The organism is Halomonas sp. 72 (assembly GCF_052379785.1).
Classification (GTDB): Bacteria; Pseudomonadota; Gammaproteobacteria; order Pseudomonadales; family Halomonadaceae; genus Vreelandella; species Vreelandella citrativorans.
Window position 1 is genome coordinate 174567 of the sequence record NZ_JBQSYY010000002.1, and the last position, 15475, is coordinate 190041.

Here is a 15475-nt window from a genome sequence, read left to right on the forward strand (position 1 = left end):
GAGTTCACTGCCTTGGCACCAGAACGCGCCTAGGCAGACTGCTTCTCAAGCCTGGCATAAAAAAAGCCGTCATGACGTCCTTGCTCTGGAAATAGCTGGCGGCCCTGACCGCTTTGGATACCCCAGGCCACATCGCTGGGCGTGGTCACTTTGGCATCAGGTGTGCGCGCCAGGAAGGCCTCGATCTGTTGGGCATTCTCCTCAGGCAGTACCGAGCAGGTGGCGTATAACAGCGTGCCGCCTTCGCGCAGCATGGGCCATAAATTGTCCAGTAGCTGCTGCTGTAGCTTGGCCAGCTTGCGGATGTCCTCTTTGCGTCGCAGTGTTTTGATATCCGGATGGCGCCGTATAACGCCGGTGCCCGAGCAAGGAGCGTCAAGCAGAATAGCCTCAAACGGTGTGCCGTTCCACCAGGCGCGCTGGGTGGCATCCACATTCTGAAGCGTGGCGGATAGGCCTAATCGGTCTAGCGTACTCTCTACCCGCGAAAGGCGTTGGTTATCGCTATCCAGGGCGGTTAGCGCAATATCAAACTGTTCAAGCAAGTGGGCCGTTTTGCCGCCAGGCGCGCTACAGGCATCCAATACCTGCGCACCGGGGCGAGGTGCCAGGGCCGGGCCAAGTAGCGCAGCACACAGCTGGGCTGCCTCATCCTGTACGCTAACGTGGCCCTCGGAAAATCCGGGTAGCAGGGTGACATCGCAGGGCGTGTTAAGGGTAATGCCATCCGGCGAGTGGGCGCAGAGTTCACCGCTTAAGCCTTGTTCGGTCAGCCGTTCTATATAGGCTTCGCGGTCATTGTGATGCTGATTGACGCGCAGCGTCATAGGGCCAGGCTGATTATTTGCCTCAACAATTGCCCGCCACTGCTCCGGCCAGGCGTTGCGTAGTGCCTCCAGCAGCCAGCGGGGGTGGGCCAGCGCAATACTCTCATCCTTATCAACGGCGGCCTGGAGTTCATCCGACTCGCGCTGTAGGCGGCGCAGGCAGCCATTGAGTACGCGGGTCGCCCACTCTTTACCCAACAAGCGCGCGGCACCGGCGGTTTCGCCGACGGCCGCGTGGGCGGGAATACGCATATACAGCAACTGATAAATACCCAGCAGCAGCAGCGCGTGAATATCACTGTCACGCTTTTTAAAGGGCTGCTTTAGGAGGCTGTTAGCCAGCGCTTCCAAACGTGGAAGCTGGCGACAGGTGCCAAAGCAGAGCTCTTTTAAAAGGCCCCGGTCGCGGGCAACGACACTGTTCTCATCCAACGCGGCCAGTGAACCTTGCTGAGAAATAACCGGCGCTAACGCACGGGCGGCGGCGGCGCGCACGTCCTGGCCGCTATTGCCTGATGCGCGTTTACCGTGTTGTGAGCGTTGCTGACTCATAAAGCGTCTCCTTGCTGGGATTCAGGCTGACCAAGGCGGTTACCGGGCGTCAAACGGGCATGGCGGGCATTGAGTAAGTCGCGCACAGCCATGGCCTTACCGCCAGGAAGTTGGGCGCTGCTGATACATAAAACCTCGCGGCCTTCCGGGCCACAGGCAATACGCAGATGGTCTTCACCGTTTTCAAGCAGCGTGCCGGGCGGCGTTGCGCCCTGTTCACCGGCTGCAACGCTTGCCATGAGTAAGCGTAAGCGGTCATCACCCATCTGACACCACGCCACCGGCCAGGGGTTAAAGGCGCGGATTTTACGCGCAAGGCGTTCAGCAGGCTGAGTGAAGTCCAGCTCGGCCTCTGCTTTGCTGAGCTTGGTGGCGTAGGTAACGCCTTCTTCCGGCTGGGGTGTCGCACTGGCGTTACCGTTGGCCAGTTTATCCAGCACGCTGGTGAGCGCAGTGGCGCCTTGAAGCGCCAGGCAGTCATGCAGGTCGCCACCGGTGGTTTGCTCGGTGATCGGGGTGCGTACTTCGTGCAGCATGGCGCCGGTATCAAGCCCTGCATCCATTTGCATGATGGTAACGCCCGAGGCGTTATCACCGGCTTCAATCGCGCGCTGAATCGGGGCGGCGCCGCGCCAGCGGGGTAGCAGTGAGGCGTGGACGTTAATGCACCCCAGGCGCGGTGTGTCCAATACTGCCTGAGGCAGCAATAAACCGTACGCCACGACCACCATAATATCGGCGTTTAAGGCGGCAAGCTCCGCTTGAGCGGCCGGGTCTTTTAGCGTTTGTGGCTGGTAGACCGGAAGCGCATGCTCAAGAGCAAGCTTTTTAACGGGGCTTGGCGTGAGTTTGCGACCACGACCTGCCGGGCGGTCGGGTTGGGTATAAACCGCCACTACCTTATGTTTGCTAGCCAGTAGGGCCGCAAGGCTTGAGGCAGCGAAATCAGGCGTGCCAGCAAAAACAACGCGCAACTGTGACATGACAACAGGTACCTGGTGACAGGGGAAATGAGAAAGCCTGGGGCAACAATAAAGGCCGAGAAGCAGGGTATACAACGGCTGTTGTACCGTTGTATGGAGTACCAGGCTTCTCGGCCTTAAGCGTTTTAAATACGCTCATTTACAAAACTTCTACAAAAACCGAAGTAAACTGTGCTAAAACGGATGGCTGTTAAGCGTCGTCTTTCATCAGCTTATGACGTTTCTGCATTTTTTTCATGATGCGGTCGCGCTTTAGTGGCGAAAGATAATCAACAAACAGTACACCTTCAAGGTGGTCGTACTCGTGTTGAATGCAGTGCGCCAGCAGGCCATCGGCCTCAAGCTCATACGCCTCGCCGTTACGGTCAAGCGCGTTGAGTTTTACCGTAAGGAAGCGCGGCACTTCCGCGTAGTGCTCGGGAATCGACAAGCAGCCTTCAGAAAGCGGCTCTTGGTCTTCGCCGACCGGCGTATAGCGAGGGTTGATCAGCACCAGCGGCTGCGAGTTATCTTCGCTTACGTCCATGACGACGATACGACGATGGACATCAATTTGGGTGGCTGCAAGGCCAATGCCACGCGCGTCGTACATGGTCTCTAACATATCGTCGACAAGCTGGCGGACCTCGTCGTCAACGGTTTCCACCGGTACCGCCTTGGTGCGCAGGCGCTCATCGGGGAATTCGAGAATAGGAAGTTTGGCCATGGGGATTACCGTCATCGTTAAGCTAAATCTTGGATAATCAGGCCGAATAGCGGCGGCCTGGTACTTTGCTAATCGCCACTATATCACGCTGGCAGCGCTCCTGGGCATCAGCACATGCGGTGAAGCGCCATGAAAATGATCGAAACATCCTTCACGGAGTACGGGATAGTGCTAGCCAACTTTATGCGCCGCGCGGCAAGACAAAACGCGCTTTGTGGCGTGCTCAAGAGGGTAGTAAGCCTGCTGTCTGGGTTGTTAATAAGTCTTCACGCCGTTGGCGCTGAAACGCTGCCGGTGGTGACGCTTTCTCCCCAAATACGCACCTTGCCAATGCCCGATGGAGCGCTAGACGCGAGGGTAAGTGAACTCGGCGCACTCTCGCTTGAAAGCCTTAACGCTTTTTGGCGTGAACACCGAGTAATAGAAGCCGGAGTGCGCCAGCCTGAGATGGCCTATGTGTTGGCCGGCGAGCATCAGCGATTGATCAACGGTGCAGGTGACCGGATTTACGCCCGTGGCGCTATGCCGAGCCACGCACTGGAAAGCGTACCGAGCAACGTGACGAATAGAGCAACGACGGGCCTTGCCACCTTCGGTATTTATCGTCAGACACAGACCTATACCGCTGACGACGGCGCGGTGTTGGGGCAGGCGTTAAGTCACATCGGCGAAGCTCGCCTTGTACGCAGTGAGGAGGATATTGCCCTGCTGGAAGTGCTTAGCGCTCATCAAGAGGTGCGTAGTAACGATCTTATTCTTGCCCTGGAACCCGATGCGCCTCGAACGGCGCTTCAACCCCGCTTGCCGAGCAGTGCAATAAACGGTCGTATTCTCGCCGTGCCCGGCGGCGTACGTTTTATAGGTGCCTTGCACATCATTGCTTTGGATGTAGGCGCGCAAGACGGCCTGGAGCCAGGGCATCTGCTTCAAGTGAATTCGCCCAGCGAAACTGTTTTCGACGCGCGTCGCCAGGCAGTAACGCCGTTGCCACCGAGCCCAGCGGGCTGGGCAATGGTAGTGAAGCCTTACCAGCAGGTGAGTTATGCGCTGGTGATGCAAGCGTCCAGCATGCTGGAAGTGGGTGATCGTGTGGTGACTCCGGATTTATAACGCAATGGGGATATTCAGCATGCACGTTGAGGAGCGTCGATGAATACCAGTGAGTGGTTAGTGGTCAACGCCTTGCCGGGCATGGGCGCACTGCGCATTACCCAGATGGTGGCACGCCAGCCGCGCTGGCCGGAAGGTTGGCTGGCGACACTGCCCGCTAACGCCGCCAGTGCCTTACGGCTGTGGCTTGAACACCCCGAGCGCAGCCCGCTTCAGAGATGCGTAGACGATGCGCGGGCATGGCAGCAGAGCGGACCAGCGCGACATATTCTGCATCGTCACCACCCGGCCTGGCCTGAGCTGCTCAACGAGTTACCGGACCCGCCCACCATTCTTTGGGCTCAAGGGGATTTACAGGCGCTTGAAGGGCCAAGGATTGCCATGGTGGGAACCCGCAAACCCACCTCGGAAGGTAATGCCAATGCCCAGGGCTTTGCGCGGGAACTGGCTCGCCGAGGCTGGTGCGTGGTCAGCGGTATGGCGCTGGGCATTGATGGCATCGCACAGCGTGCCGCGCTGAGTGCCGGTGGAAGCAGTATTGCGGTGTTAGGCTGTGGCGTGGACGTTATTTACCCGGCTCGACATCGCGACCTGCATGAGCAACTGAGCTGCGCGCCTGGCGGGTTATTGTTATCAGAGCATCCGCCGGGCACCAAGGCACGTCCCGCGTTCTTCCCGCGCCGCAACCGGATTGTGACCGGGCTTTCATTGGGGACGTTAGTGATCGAAGCCACCGAGAAAAGCGGCTCGTTGGTCAGCGCTCGCTTGGCCCTGGAGCAGAACAAGGAGCTTTTTGCCCTGCCTGGGTCTTTGCACAATGTCCAGGCTCAAGGCTGCCTGCACTTGTTGCGGAATGGCGCAACGCTGGTGCGCCATGTCGACGATATGCTTGAAGAGTTGCAGCAGTGGGCGGGTAGCTTTTTACCCGCGTCCGTGAAGGCTTCGTCTCCCCCTTCAGGGGCGATGGCGCCATCAAGCGAACCACTGCCTGATGAGCTGCTTAACGTTTTATCGGCAACGCCGGTGCCGCTTGATTCACTGGTTCAGCATACCGGGGAGTCTGTCAGCAGCTGCCAGCAGCGGTTATTGATGCTGGAGCTTGATGGATGGGTCGCTCAGCAGGTGGGTGGTTGGGTACGCTTACCCAGGCCATGATAGGATGTGAGCATTCTCTTATCGCTAATTGCTTGTAGAGCAGGAGAGCCAATGAAACCGGCTGTCGACCTCGAAGCTGCCATTCATGCACTGCATGCTGGCGGTGTTATTGCGTGCCCCACCGAAGCCGTGTGGGGGCTTAGCTGTGACCCGGATAATGATGAAGCGCTTACCCGGTTAATGCGCATGAAAGAGCGCGATCCTTCCAAAGGCATTATTTTGGTGGCGGCCAGTATCCAGCAGTTTCAGCCCTGGCTAAACCAATTGCCGCTTGAACTGCATGCTCCACTTGCGGCCAGTTGGCCTGGCCCTAACACCTGGCTGGTGCCGGATAACGGTCGCAGCCATGCGCTGGTTCGCGGTGCTCATCAACGCGTGGCCTTACGCGTGACCGACCACCCCTTAATGAAAGCGTTATGCGAAGCGTTTGGCGGGCCACTGGTGTCGACATCGGCCAATCGTGCGGGTGAGGCACCTGCCATGAGCGATGAAGAAGTCGCCGCTATTTTTGGGCAGGAAGTCGCCGCGATAGTAGCGGGCGAGCTGGGTGGGAATCCACGACCCAGCACTATCCGTGATTTAGCCAGTGGCCAGGTAATGCGCGCTTAAAGAGATACGTAAACGGCTTAAGTACCAAGTGCTTAAACGCGCTATGGTGAAGATTACTGTGTAGTAAGAATTTTGAACGGGAGTCATCGTGGCGCACGAGCATTTAGACGACGTTAAGCAGTACCTGCTCGGCCTTCAAGACCGGCTTTGTGAGGGGCTGGCCGCGGCTGACGGTAAAGCTGCGTTTAAGGAGGACAGCTGGCAGCGTGAGGAGGGTGGTGGCGGACGCTCACGTGTGATTGAGCAGGGCGGTGTCTTTGAAAAAGGCGGCGTCAACTTTTCCCATGTGTATGGTGCTCAACTGCCGCCCTCGGCAACGGCAGCCCGGCCGGAGCTTGCCGGTCGCAGCTTTCATGCGGTTGGAGTTTCTTGGGTGCTGCATCCTGAAAACCCGCATGTCCCTACCAGCCACGGCAACGTACGCTTTTTTATTGCTGAAAAAGAGGGCGAAACGCCCGTCTGGTGGTTTGGTGGAGGCTTTGACTTAACGCCCTACTACCCGGTGCTTGAGGACGTGGTGCACTGGCACCAGGTGGCCAAAGCCGCCTGCGACCCTTTTGGCGATGATGTTTATGATCGCTATAAAGCGTGGTGCGACGAGTACTTTTATTTAAAGCACCGTGATGAGACCCGTGGGGTGGGCGGGCTGTTTTTCGATGATTTGAATGCTGGCAGTTTCGAGGAGTGTTTCGCCTTTCAACGCGCCGTGGGCGATAGCTTTTTAGAGGCTTACGTGCCGATTGTTAAGCGCCGCCAACAGGATGATTGGGGCGAGCGTGAGCGAGCGTTTCAGCTTTACCGTCGCGGCCGCTATGTAGAATTTAACCTCGTATGGGACCGAGGAACGCTGTTTGGCTTACAAAGCGGCGGGCGCACCGAGTCAATTTTAATGTCGATGCCACCACTGGCGCGCTGGGAGTATGCCTATACGCCTGCCCCTGAGAGTGCTGAAGCCACGCTAAATGATTACCTGGTGCCAAGAGACTGGCTCAACGTGTCGGATAGGGCTTAAACATCGTGATCCACAGAAATATAAAACAGCGTACAGGAACGAGTTGATGAGTGACCTTTACTGCGTATTGGGTAATCCCATTGAGCACTCAAAATCCCCCCTCATTCATAACGAATTTGCCCTGCAAACACAGCAAAAAATTGAATACACAGCACAACTGGCGCCGTTGGATGGCTTTACCGATGCCTGGCGCACATTCGTTGATAAAGGCGGGCGGGGGGCCAACGTTACCGTACCCTTTAAGGAGGAGGCGTTTGCGCTCTGCGATACCCTGAGCAGGCGTGCCCAGCGGGCTGGTGCGGTGAATACGCTGATAGTCGGAGGTAATGGCCTTACTTACGGCGATAATACCGATGGCGTTGGCTTGTTACGCGACCTTGCATATAACCGTGTAGCGCTTGCCGATAAGCGCATCCTGGTGGTGGGCGCTGGTGGGGCCGTGCGGGGAATTTTAGAGCCGTTACTCGCAGAAAAGCCTGGCGAGGTGGTGGTCGTTAACCGAACGGCTGAAAAAGCCCAACAATTGGCCGACGATTTTGCTGATTTGGGCGAGATTCACGGCGGAGGGTTTAAGGCAGCAAAAGGCCCTTTTAGTGTCGTGATCAACGGAACCAGTGCCAGCCTAACGGGCGATTTACCCCCTCTGCCGGGTCATCTGTTTGCAAACGATACCTGGGCCTACGACATGATGTATGGCGCTACGCAAACGGTTTTCTTGAAGTGGGCAGGAACGCATGGTGCCCAGCGGTTGGATGGCCTGGGAATGCTGGTAGAGCAAGCCGCTGAAGCATTTTATCTATGGCGAAATGTACGCCCCGAGACGACTCAGGTACGCCAGATGCTGCGCAGAATGCTCAACGCGGGTTAGCCGCTTGCATGTGTTCATCAAAAAAGGGCCGAGATGGATCGGCCCTTTATCGTTACAAATTAAAGCAAAGGGTTACGGACGCTGGCAGTTAGGTGTGTGCCCGCTGTTGCGCGCCTGCTCGTAGGTGGCAAGCGCTGTGTCCATATTGGCTTGTAGGCCCTCAATGCGCTGCCCCTGGCTTGGGTGCGTCGACATCCAGGCCGGTGGCGCGCCACCGCCCGAGGCGGCCTGCATGTTTTCCCAGAGCGTAACGCTTTGACGCGGGTCAAAGCCTGCCTGTGCCATCAGGTCCAGGCCAATCACATCCGCTTCGCTTTCATGGCTACGTGAGAACGGCAAGGCAATGCCGTATTGCGCGCCCATGCCCAGCACGCCCATCAGCTGTTGTCCGCCAGGGGTTTGCATACCCGATGCGCTGGAAATAACCGAAAGCCCTAGTGACGTAGCGTTTTCGGTCGATGCCCGCTCATTGGCGTGGCGGGCAAGTACGTGACCAATTTCATGGCCTACCACGGAGGCCAGTTGATCCTGGTTGGTGGCAACATTCAGCATGCCGGTGTTGACCCCCATATAACCGCCTGGCAGTGCGAAGGCGTTGGGCTGTTCGGCTTCAAATACCCGGATTTGCCAGTCAAGGTTACGCTGTTCAGCCGGTAATACATCCACGATGGCATTGGTGATGCACTGCACATAGCGGTGGCTTGCCTGGCCTGCGGTAGGAATATCCTGCTGGTACTGGGCGAATGCCTGTTGGCCCATCTCGTTAAGCTGGTCATCAGAAAGCAGCAATAATTGCGAGCGTCCGGTAGGGGACGTTGAACAGGCCGCTAAAGAAGCGCATAGCGCAGTAACAGCAAAGGGACGAAGCCAACGCATGAGATGATTTCCTTAAAGATGATTGAATTCCATGCACACAAGATAACCACTGTGCAGGGTAAATCAATCCCCTTGTTGCCACTTAATGCACTTGAGGACAGTGATTAAGGACAGGGATTGAGGCTAGGGGGAAACGCTGAACTGAGCCGACATTTAACCAGATGACTTGACCACGTGGAGCATTGGCTAGCCTCTGTTGCCATGCTGGGCAGAAACAGCTTAACGCTGAGGGATTAGCTGACCATCTTCACCCACATTAAGGCGAATGGTCGGTGTGAGTAGCCCCGCCGGTAGCGTCATGCCTAGGCCGCGTAAATCGCCCGGCGTGATCGCAAGCTCACTGCCTGCGGGTAGTGAGCCTTGAGAGGCAAGCTTCTGGACCAGGTTCAGCATTGGCGCCATTTTTTGGGCATCGGTGCCCAGGATATCAAATGCCACCGGCAGGCGTAGATTGGCGCCGTCGCCCGAGGTTAATGAAACATCCTGGGTATACTCCCCTTCCACGGGGTCAACACCTGGCATGTCCAGCGTCCAGTTAAAGCCTGACATGGCTACCGCCGGCATCCCCGCAGGCAGCCCAAGGCCCATCGCGAGTGTTGCCTGAACCGGCAGGCTACCCATGCCCAGGCTTGAAGCCAGCAGGCTGGTCAAGTCGCTGGTGTCCAGGCCTGCGTCAACGGAGTAGGGGCCAATACGCACATCCTCCACGCCGAGTGAGGTAATGGCCAAGCGAAAGGCAAATAGGCCCGTTTGGGGGAGTGCAAGGCAGCCGGTAAGCAGGCTTGCCAAACTCAGCATCACAAGCCAGCGCCAGTAACGAACGGCATATAACATAAGGTTCCCTCCTGAGAAGGGTGGTGGCGGCAAGCGCCGGGGAGCATGAGCGAGAAGCGCGGCTATTTGAGGGGCCGCGCTGGTTTCTGTCAAGCAGCTTTGTACATGTTAGCTTAAAACAAAAAACGCCTGCTTAAACAAGCAGGCGTTATTACTGCGGGATAGCGCATAGAGCGTTTAGCGACGGCTTTTCCGCGCATCTTTAGTGCGGGTAAGCTCGCGCTTTTTGGCTTTCTCTTTATCACTGGCCCCGGCCATAGAGTCAAACGGGTTATCGCCTGAGCGGAACTCAAACCGCATGGGCGTGCCGCGCACCTTCAACACTTTACGGAAAGTATTGATCAGATAGCGGCGATACGCTTCAGGAACCGACGCGGTCTGATTACCGTGCACAACGATAATCGGCGGATTACTGCCGCCCTGGTGGGCCATACGCAGCTTAATACGCCGCCCGTTAACCATCGGGGGCTGGTGCTGGCTGACCGCATCCTGTAAAAGGGTCGTCAACCGGTTGGTCGACCAGTGTGCGTTGGCCGCATTAAATGCCCGCTCAATGGAGGGGTATAAATCACCCACTGCGGTACCGTGCAGAGCTGAAATAAAGTGCATTTCAGCGTAGTCGGCAAAGCCCAGGCGGCGCTTGATATCGGCACGCATCTTGTCTTTTGCTTCGCTCTCCAGGCCATCCCACTTGTTGATCGCCAGTACCAGCGCACGCCCTGTTGTCAGCACGTAATCCAACAGGTGAAGATCCTGCTCAACCAGGCCGCTGCGGGCATCCAGTACCATCACTGCCACATGACACTCTTTAATCGCGTCAAGGGTTTTGATAATGGAAAACTTCTCGGCAATCTCGCTAACGTTCTTGCGGCGGCGAATACCGGCGGTGTCGATCAACACATACGGCTTGCCGCGGCGCTCGAAAGGAATCTCGATAGCATCACGCGTGGTACCGGCTTCATCGAACACCACGACACGATCTTCACCCAGCAGGCGGTTGACCAGCGTGGATTTGCCCACGTTGGGGCGACCAATGACCCCAATGCGGATGCCTTTGGAACCGATATCCGCTGGAATGCTGGGGTCGCGCTCGGGAAACGGCTCAAGCACGGTATCAATCAGCGTTGAAACGTTACGTCCGTGCGCGGCAGCAATGGCCCAAGGGTCGCCAAGGCCCAGCTTCCAGAAGTCGGCCATGGCCGAGTGCTCTTCCAGACCATCGGTCTTGTTCACCACCAACCAGGTTTTTTTCTGGTTAACGCGTAGGTGGTTGGCAATCGCTTCATCCGCTACGTTAAGCCCGGCACGGGCATCGACCAGGAACAGGACAATATCGGCTTCATCAATCGCGGCAAGCGACTGTTCTGCCATCGCCGCATCAATGCCTTCCTCATCACCACTGATACCGCCGGTATCAATCACCGTATAGGCTTTGCCGCCCAGCATGCCGTTGCCATACTTGCGGTCGCGGGTGAGGCCGGGAAAGTCGGCCACGAGTGCATCACGCGAACGCGTTAGGTGGTTAAAAAGTGTCGATTTGCCCACATTGGGGCGACCGACCAAAGCAATGACGGGTGTCATGGAGTGACTTCCAGGGTTTCCAGACGACCATTGTCGGCCTGGACATGAATGGTGCTGCCATCAGTAATGGGGGACACGCTAATGCCGGATTTATGCACCCGGGTGCGGCCCACGATGTTACCTTCACGCGCGTCGACCAAATGGACATAACCTTCAAAATCGCCAACCACGATACGGCCATCAGCAAAGGCTGGGGCGGTAAGCCAGCGATCTTCAAGTTCATTGTTACGCCATATTTCTTGGCCATTTTCGGCATCAAGCGCGACGAGGTGGCTGTCGTCGGTAACCACATAAAGATAGTTACCCACCATCAGCGGTGAATGGCGGCTAGAGAGATTACTTTCCCAGAGTACGCTGCCGCGTGTGGCTTCCAGTGCCACCACGCGACCGTTGTAACTGGTGACAAACAGGCGGCCGTCAGGCGTAATCAGCGGCTGGCCGGCAATATCGACCAGTCGCTCAACTTCGCTACGGCCACTGGGGGTGGCGATTTGCATATCCCACAGCGGCTGGCCGCTACGGTTATCAAGCGTGGCCAGGCGTCCGTTTGCGAGGCCGACGAAAGTGACCGGGTCAATGACCATCGGCGTCCCGGTACCGCGAAGGGTAAGGGCAGGCTGAGAACTGGTATAAACCCAGCGCTCTTGGCCGTTGGTGCGGTCTAGCGCCGTTATCTGACCATCAACGCTTTGTACGACCAGCAATTGCTGGTTGGCTTGAGGCGCGGCCAGCACTTCGCTGGATACTCTGGAGCGCCAGCTGACGCTGCCATCGCGTTGATCCAGTGCAATTACTTCACCGTTGCGAGTGCCCAGGTAGACCTGGCCTGCAATCGCGGTCAGCGCGCTGGAGATCGGTGTATCAAGCTCTACGCGCCACTCACGATTACCGGTATTAGCGTTTAACGCCATGACCAGGCCTTGTGCATCGGCAGCAAAGATCGTGCTGCCTTCACGGGAAGGGGCGATAGGGTAACGCGCACGGCCCAGGCCGCTGCCGATATTCTGGCGCCACTGGGTGGTCAGATTTGATGTTTCATCAAAGCTACGCAGCTCTTTGGGCGTATACGCGGGTTCGCCTTTATTGGCACAACCTGCCAGCAGAGCAATAGCTACCGCACCTAGCGTCACGCGCATGATCTGTTTGGAAAGACGCAGATTCATCATTGTGTCGCCTCCTCGGCGCCAAGATCGTCAAGCTTGAATGGTACGCCGTAAAGCGTTTGGTCGAGGCTCTCTGCAAGTTCCTGCGCGTTTTGCCAAGCGCTCCGCGCCTGATCGGTTTGCCCTAAGGCTGCGTAGGCGTCACCGCGGACGTTGGCTTGCTGCGCCGCCAGGGCTTCGCTGATCGGCTCATCCAGTAAAGCAAGTGCCGCTTCAGGATTACCGTTGGCGACCTCAATGCGTGCCAGACGCAGCCAGGCCAGGCTTTGCACATAGCGACGCGATGAGTTATCAGCTACCTGCTCAAGAGAGACTTTTGCCGCATCGATATCGCCCTGTTGTACAGCTAACCGAGCGTCCATAAGCAGCGCCAATTCAGCATAGAGCGTTTTGCCGTAATCGTCGGTAAGCTCGCTAATGAGCTCGCGGGCGCTGGCCGTTTGCTGCTCATCCAGCTCGTTGGCCGTGGCAACGTTGACCAATTGCTGGTAGCGCACCGAGGCGGCTTCCGACTGGCCTTGCTGATAGTTTTGCCATGCATTCCAGCCAAAGACGCCCGCAGCAGCAAGAGCGGCACCTGCAATCAGAGAGGTTCCATTCTCTTTCCACCAGCGCTTAACGATGTCCAGCTGCTCTTCTTCGCTTCGATCCGCCACGGGCGGCCTCCTATTGCATAAAATCGCCGCAGCACAGCGGCGATTAGTTATTTGTAAGCGCACAGCGCCTGTTCGGTTGGCTTAGTGGGCCAGCAGGTCGCCTAGCGTGGCAGAAAGTGCCGCTTGGCTCACGCGCTGCTGTTCGCGGTCATCGCGCAAGAACTTAAGCGTGGCGGCGTGTTCGGCCAGTTCGTCCTCGCCCAGCAGGATGGCGATGGGCGCAGCGCTTTTATCGGCCTTTTTCATGCGGCTCTTAAAGCTACCGCCGCCGCAGTGCAGTTGAAGGCGCAAGTCGGGAAGCTCACTACGCAGCTGTTCAGCAAGCGTGAGCGCGGCAATCGTTGCGTTATCGTCCATAGGCAGGAGGTAGACATCGCAGCCGCCCAAGGCTTCGTCCGGCACCAGGCTTAGCGTCTCCAGCAACAGGATTAACCGCTCAATACCCATGGCGAACCCAACCGCCGGGGTCGGTTTGCCGCCCAGCTGTTCCACCATGCCATCGTAACGACCGCCAGCACATACCGTGCCCTGGCTACCCAGCGCACTGGTGGTCCATTCGAACACCGTACGGCAGTAGTAGTCGAGCCCGCGTACCAGGCGAGGGTTGATCACAAAGGGGATACCCGCCGCATCCAGCATGGCTTTCAGCTGCTCGAAGTGTTCGCGCGATGCATCATCAAGATGATCCATGAGCTGCGGGGCGCCGTTAAGCATGTCCGCCATGGCCGGGTTTTTAGAGTCCAGAATGCGCAGCGGGTTAGTGATCAAACGGCGCTGGGAGTCCTCGTCGAGAATCTCGCGGTGCTGCTCAAAGTAGGTCACCAACTTATCGCGGTAGGCGGCGCGCGCCTCGGACGAACCCAGCGAGTTAAGCTCAAGCGTGACATGCTCAAACAGGCCTAGCTCTTTCCACAGGCGCGCCGAGAGCAGAATCACTTCGGCATCGATATCCGGCCCTTCAAAGCCGTATGTCTCAACACCTACCTGATGAAACTGACGATAGCGGCCTTTTTGAGGGCGCTCGTGACGAAACATCGGACCCTGGTACCAAAGCCGTTGGGTCTGGTTGTAGAGCAGGCCGTGTTCCATCGCTGCGCGCACGCAGCTGGCAGTGCCTTCAGGACGCAGTGTCAGGCTATCGCCGTTGCGGTCGTCGAAGGTGTACATCTCTTTTTCGACGATATCGGTCACTTCACCAATCGAGCGGGCGAACAGCGCTGTTTGCTCGACAATCGGCGTGCGAATTTCATCGAAGCCGTAGCGATGCATTAACTGACGTACTTTGGTCTCAAAAAATTGCCAGCGAGGACTATCGCTGGGCAACAGGTCGTTCATACCACGGATGGCTTGAATCTTTTTAACAGCGGACTTGCTCAATGAAAACTCCTCGTTCTGCATCCTGGCTGATGCATGGCCCCGGCATTAAACGCTGCGGGCGATCATGTCATCTTCTTGCTGCTGTTTTTGGCGCACTTTTTCGCGGATCATCCGCTCAAGATCATCCACCAGGTGGTCATTACGCAGTTTGCTGGCCGGTTTGCCGTCGATATACACCAGGTTGGCGGGGCTGCCGCCGGTCAGGCCAATATCGGTCTCTTTTGCTTCACCCGGGCCGTTAACGACGCAGCCAATCACCGAAACATCCAGCGGCGTCATGATGTCTTCCAGACGCTCTTCAAGCTGATTCATGGTGCTGATAACGTCAAAGTTTTGGCGTGAGCAGCTGGGGCAGGCAATAAAGTTGATGCCCTTGGCGCGCAGGCGCAGGCTTTTGAGCATATCAAAGCCGACTTTAATCTCTTCTATCGGGTCGGCGGCAAGTGACACACGAATCGTGTCGCCGATGCCGTCCATCAGCAGCATACCCAGGCCAATAGACGACTTAACGGTGCCCGAGCGCAGCCCGCCTGCTTCGGTAATACCCAAGTGAAGCGGCTGCTCAATGCGCGTGGCAAGGTCACGGTAAGCCGCGACGGCCATAAACACATCAGAGGCTTTTACGCTGACCTTGTACTCTTGAAAATCGAGCCGATCCAGGTGGTCGATATGGCGCATGGCGGATTCTACCAGCGCGGCAGGCGTGGGCTCGCCATACTTTTTCTGAAGGTCTTTTTCCAACGAACCGGCGTTAACGCCAATGCGGATAGGAATGCCGTTATCGCGTGCGGCACTCACCACCGCGCGTACGCGGTCTTCACGGCCAATATTGCCGGGGTTGATGCGCAGGCAGTCAACGCCTAGCTCCGCGACGCGCAGGGCGATCTTGTAGTCAAAGTGAATGTCGGCCACCAACGGCACACCCACCTGCTGCTTGATTTTGCCAAAGGCTTCCGCAGCGTCCATGTCCGGTACGGAGACGCGTACGATGTCAGCACCGGCTTTTTCCAACTGCTGAATCTGCCCAACGGTAGCCGCCACGTCCAGCGTGTTGGTGTTGGTCATGCTCTGTACGGAAATAGGTGCATTTCCGCCTACCGCCACACTGCCGACGTGAATCTGGCGGGACTGGCGGCGTTTTATCGGAGAAGGGGCGTGCATAAGAC

15 protein-coding genes are annotated in these 15475 nt (G+C 57.3%); 5 read left to right on the top strand and 10 right to left on the bottom strand.

From position 1 onward, the window contains the following. Window positions 1-29: 29 nt before the first annotated feature. The 3 genes from rsmB to def form a co-directional block, all read right to left on the bottom strand. Window positions 30-1379, bottom strand: a complete 1350-nt coding sequence (gene rsmB, locus ACT3T6_RS02740) for a 16S rRNA (cytosine(967)-C(5))-methyltransferase RsmB (protein WP_193055266.1) — start codon at window positions 1377-1379, stop codon at window positions 30-32. Then, window positions 1376-2362, bottom strand: a complete 987-nt coding sequence (gene fmt, locus ACT3T6_RS02745; protein WP_193055267.1) for a methionyl-tRNA formyltransferase — start codon at window positions 2360-2362, stop codon at window positions 1376-1378. The genes rsmB and fmt overlap by 4 nt, the downstream gene beginning before the upstream one ends. Before the next feature lie 190 nt (window positions 2363-2552). Next, window positions 2553-3068: a peptide deformylase gene (gene def / locus ACT3T6_RS02750; RefSeq protein ID WP_193055268.1), complete on the bottom strand. Its 516-nt coding sequence runs from the start codon at window positions 3066-3068 to the stop codon at window positions 2553-2555. Between the two features lie 129 nt (window positions 3069-3197). Here def and ACT3T6_RS02755 point away from each other — a divergent pair, with 129 nt between their 5' ends. From ACT3T6_RS02755 to aroE, 5 genes are all read left to right on the top strand, one after another. After that, window positions 3198-4178: a peptidoglycan-binding protein gene (locus tag ACT3T6_RS02755; protein ID WP_193055269.1), complete on the top strand. Its 981-nt coding sequence runs from the start codon at window positions 3198-3200 to the stop codon at window positions 4176-4178. A gap of 39 nt (window positions 4179-4217) precedes the next feature. Next, window positions 4218-5333, top strand: a complete 1116-nt coding sequence (dprA, locus tag ACT3T6_RS02760; RefSeq protein ID WP_193055270.1) for a DNA-processing protein DprA — start codon at window positions 4218-4220, stop codon at window positions 5331-5333. 51 nt (window positions 5334-5384) lie between these two features. Beyond that, the gene (locus ACT3T6_RS02765; RefSeq protein WP_193055271.1) at window positions 5385-5942 is read left to right on the top strand and encodes an L-threonylcarbamoyladenylate synthase; all 558 of its coding nucleotides are present in this window, start codon (window positions 5385-5387) and stop codon (window positions 5940-5942) included. Window positions 5943-6030: 88 nt separating this feature from the next. Next, the gene (gene hemF / locus ACT3T6_RS02770) at window positions 6031-6954 is read left to right on the top strand and encodes an oxygen-dependent coproporphyrinogen oxidase (RefSeq protein ID WP_193055272.1); all 924 of its coding nucleotides are present in this window, start codon (window positions 6031-6033) and stop codon (window positions 6952-6954) included. Window positions 6955-7000: 46 nt separating this feature from the next. Beyond that, window positions 7001-7822, top strand: a complete 822-nt coding sequence (aroE, locus tag ACT3T6_RS02775) for a shikimate dehydrogenase (protein WP_193055273.1) — start codon at window positions 7001-7003, stop codon at window positions 7820-7822. Window positions 7823-7894: 72 nt separating this feature from the next. Here aroE and ACT3T6_RS02780 read toward each other — a convergent pair whose 3' ends face one another. From ACT3T6_RS02780 to ispG, 7 genes are all read right to left on the bottom strand, one after another. Next, complete coding sequence (locus ACT3T6_RS02780) at window positions 7895-8698, bottom strand: M48 family metallopeptidase (protein WP_172118609.1); 804 nt, start codon at window positions 8696-8698, stop codon at window positions 7895-7897. Between the two features lie 219 nt (window positions 8699-8917). Next, window positions 8918-9532, bottom strand: a complete 615-nt coding sequence (locus tag ACT3T6_RS02785; protein WP_193055274.1) for a hypothetical protein — start codon at window positions 9530-9532, stop codon at window positions 8918-8920. A 177-nt stretch (window positions 9533-9709) separates the two neighbouring features. Continuing rightward, window positions 9710-11113 (bottom strand): ribosome biogenesis GTPase Der, encoded by a 1404-nt coding sequence (gene der / locus ACT3T6_RS02790; RefSeq protein ID WP_193055275.1) that lies wholly within the window; start codon window positions 11111-11113, stop codon window positions 9710-9712. Continuing rightward, entirely contained in the window at window positions 11110-12279 is a 1170-nt protein-coding gene (gene bamB / locus ACT3T6_RS02795; protein WP_193055276.1) for an outer membrane protein assembly factor BamB, read from the bottom strand. Before bamB ends, der begins: the two co-directional genes overlap by 4 nt. Continuing rightward, window positions 12276-12932: a YfgM family protein gene (locus ACT3T6_RS02800; protein WP_193055277.1), complete on the bottom strand. Its 657-nt coding sequence runs from the start codon at window positions 12930-12932 to the stop codon at window positions 12276-12278. The genes bamB and ACT3T6_RS02800 overlap by 4 nt, the downstream gene beginning before the upstream one ends. A gap of 81 nt (window positions 12933-13013) precedes the next feature. Next, window positions 13014-14309, bottom strand: a complete 1296-nt coding sequence (gene hisS / locus ACT3T6_RS02805) for a histidine--tRNA ligase (RefSeq protein ID WP_193055278.1) — start codon at window positions 14307-14309, stop codon at window positions 13014-13016. A 45-nt stretch (window positions 14310-14354) separates the two neighbouring features. Beyond that, window positions 14355-15470: a flavodoxin-dependent (E)-4-hydroxy-3-methylbut-2-enyl-diphosphate synthase gene (ispG, locus tag ACT3T6_RS02810; protein ID WP_193055279.1), complete on the bottom strand. Its 1116-nt coding sequence runs from the start codon at window positions 15468-15470 to the stop codon at window positions 14355-14357. Between the last annotated feature and the right edge of the window lie 5 nt (window positions 15471-15475).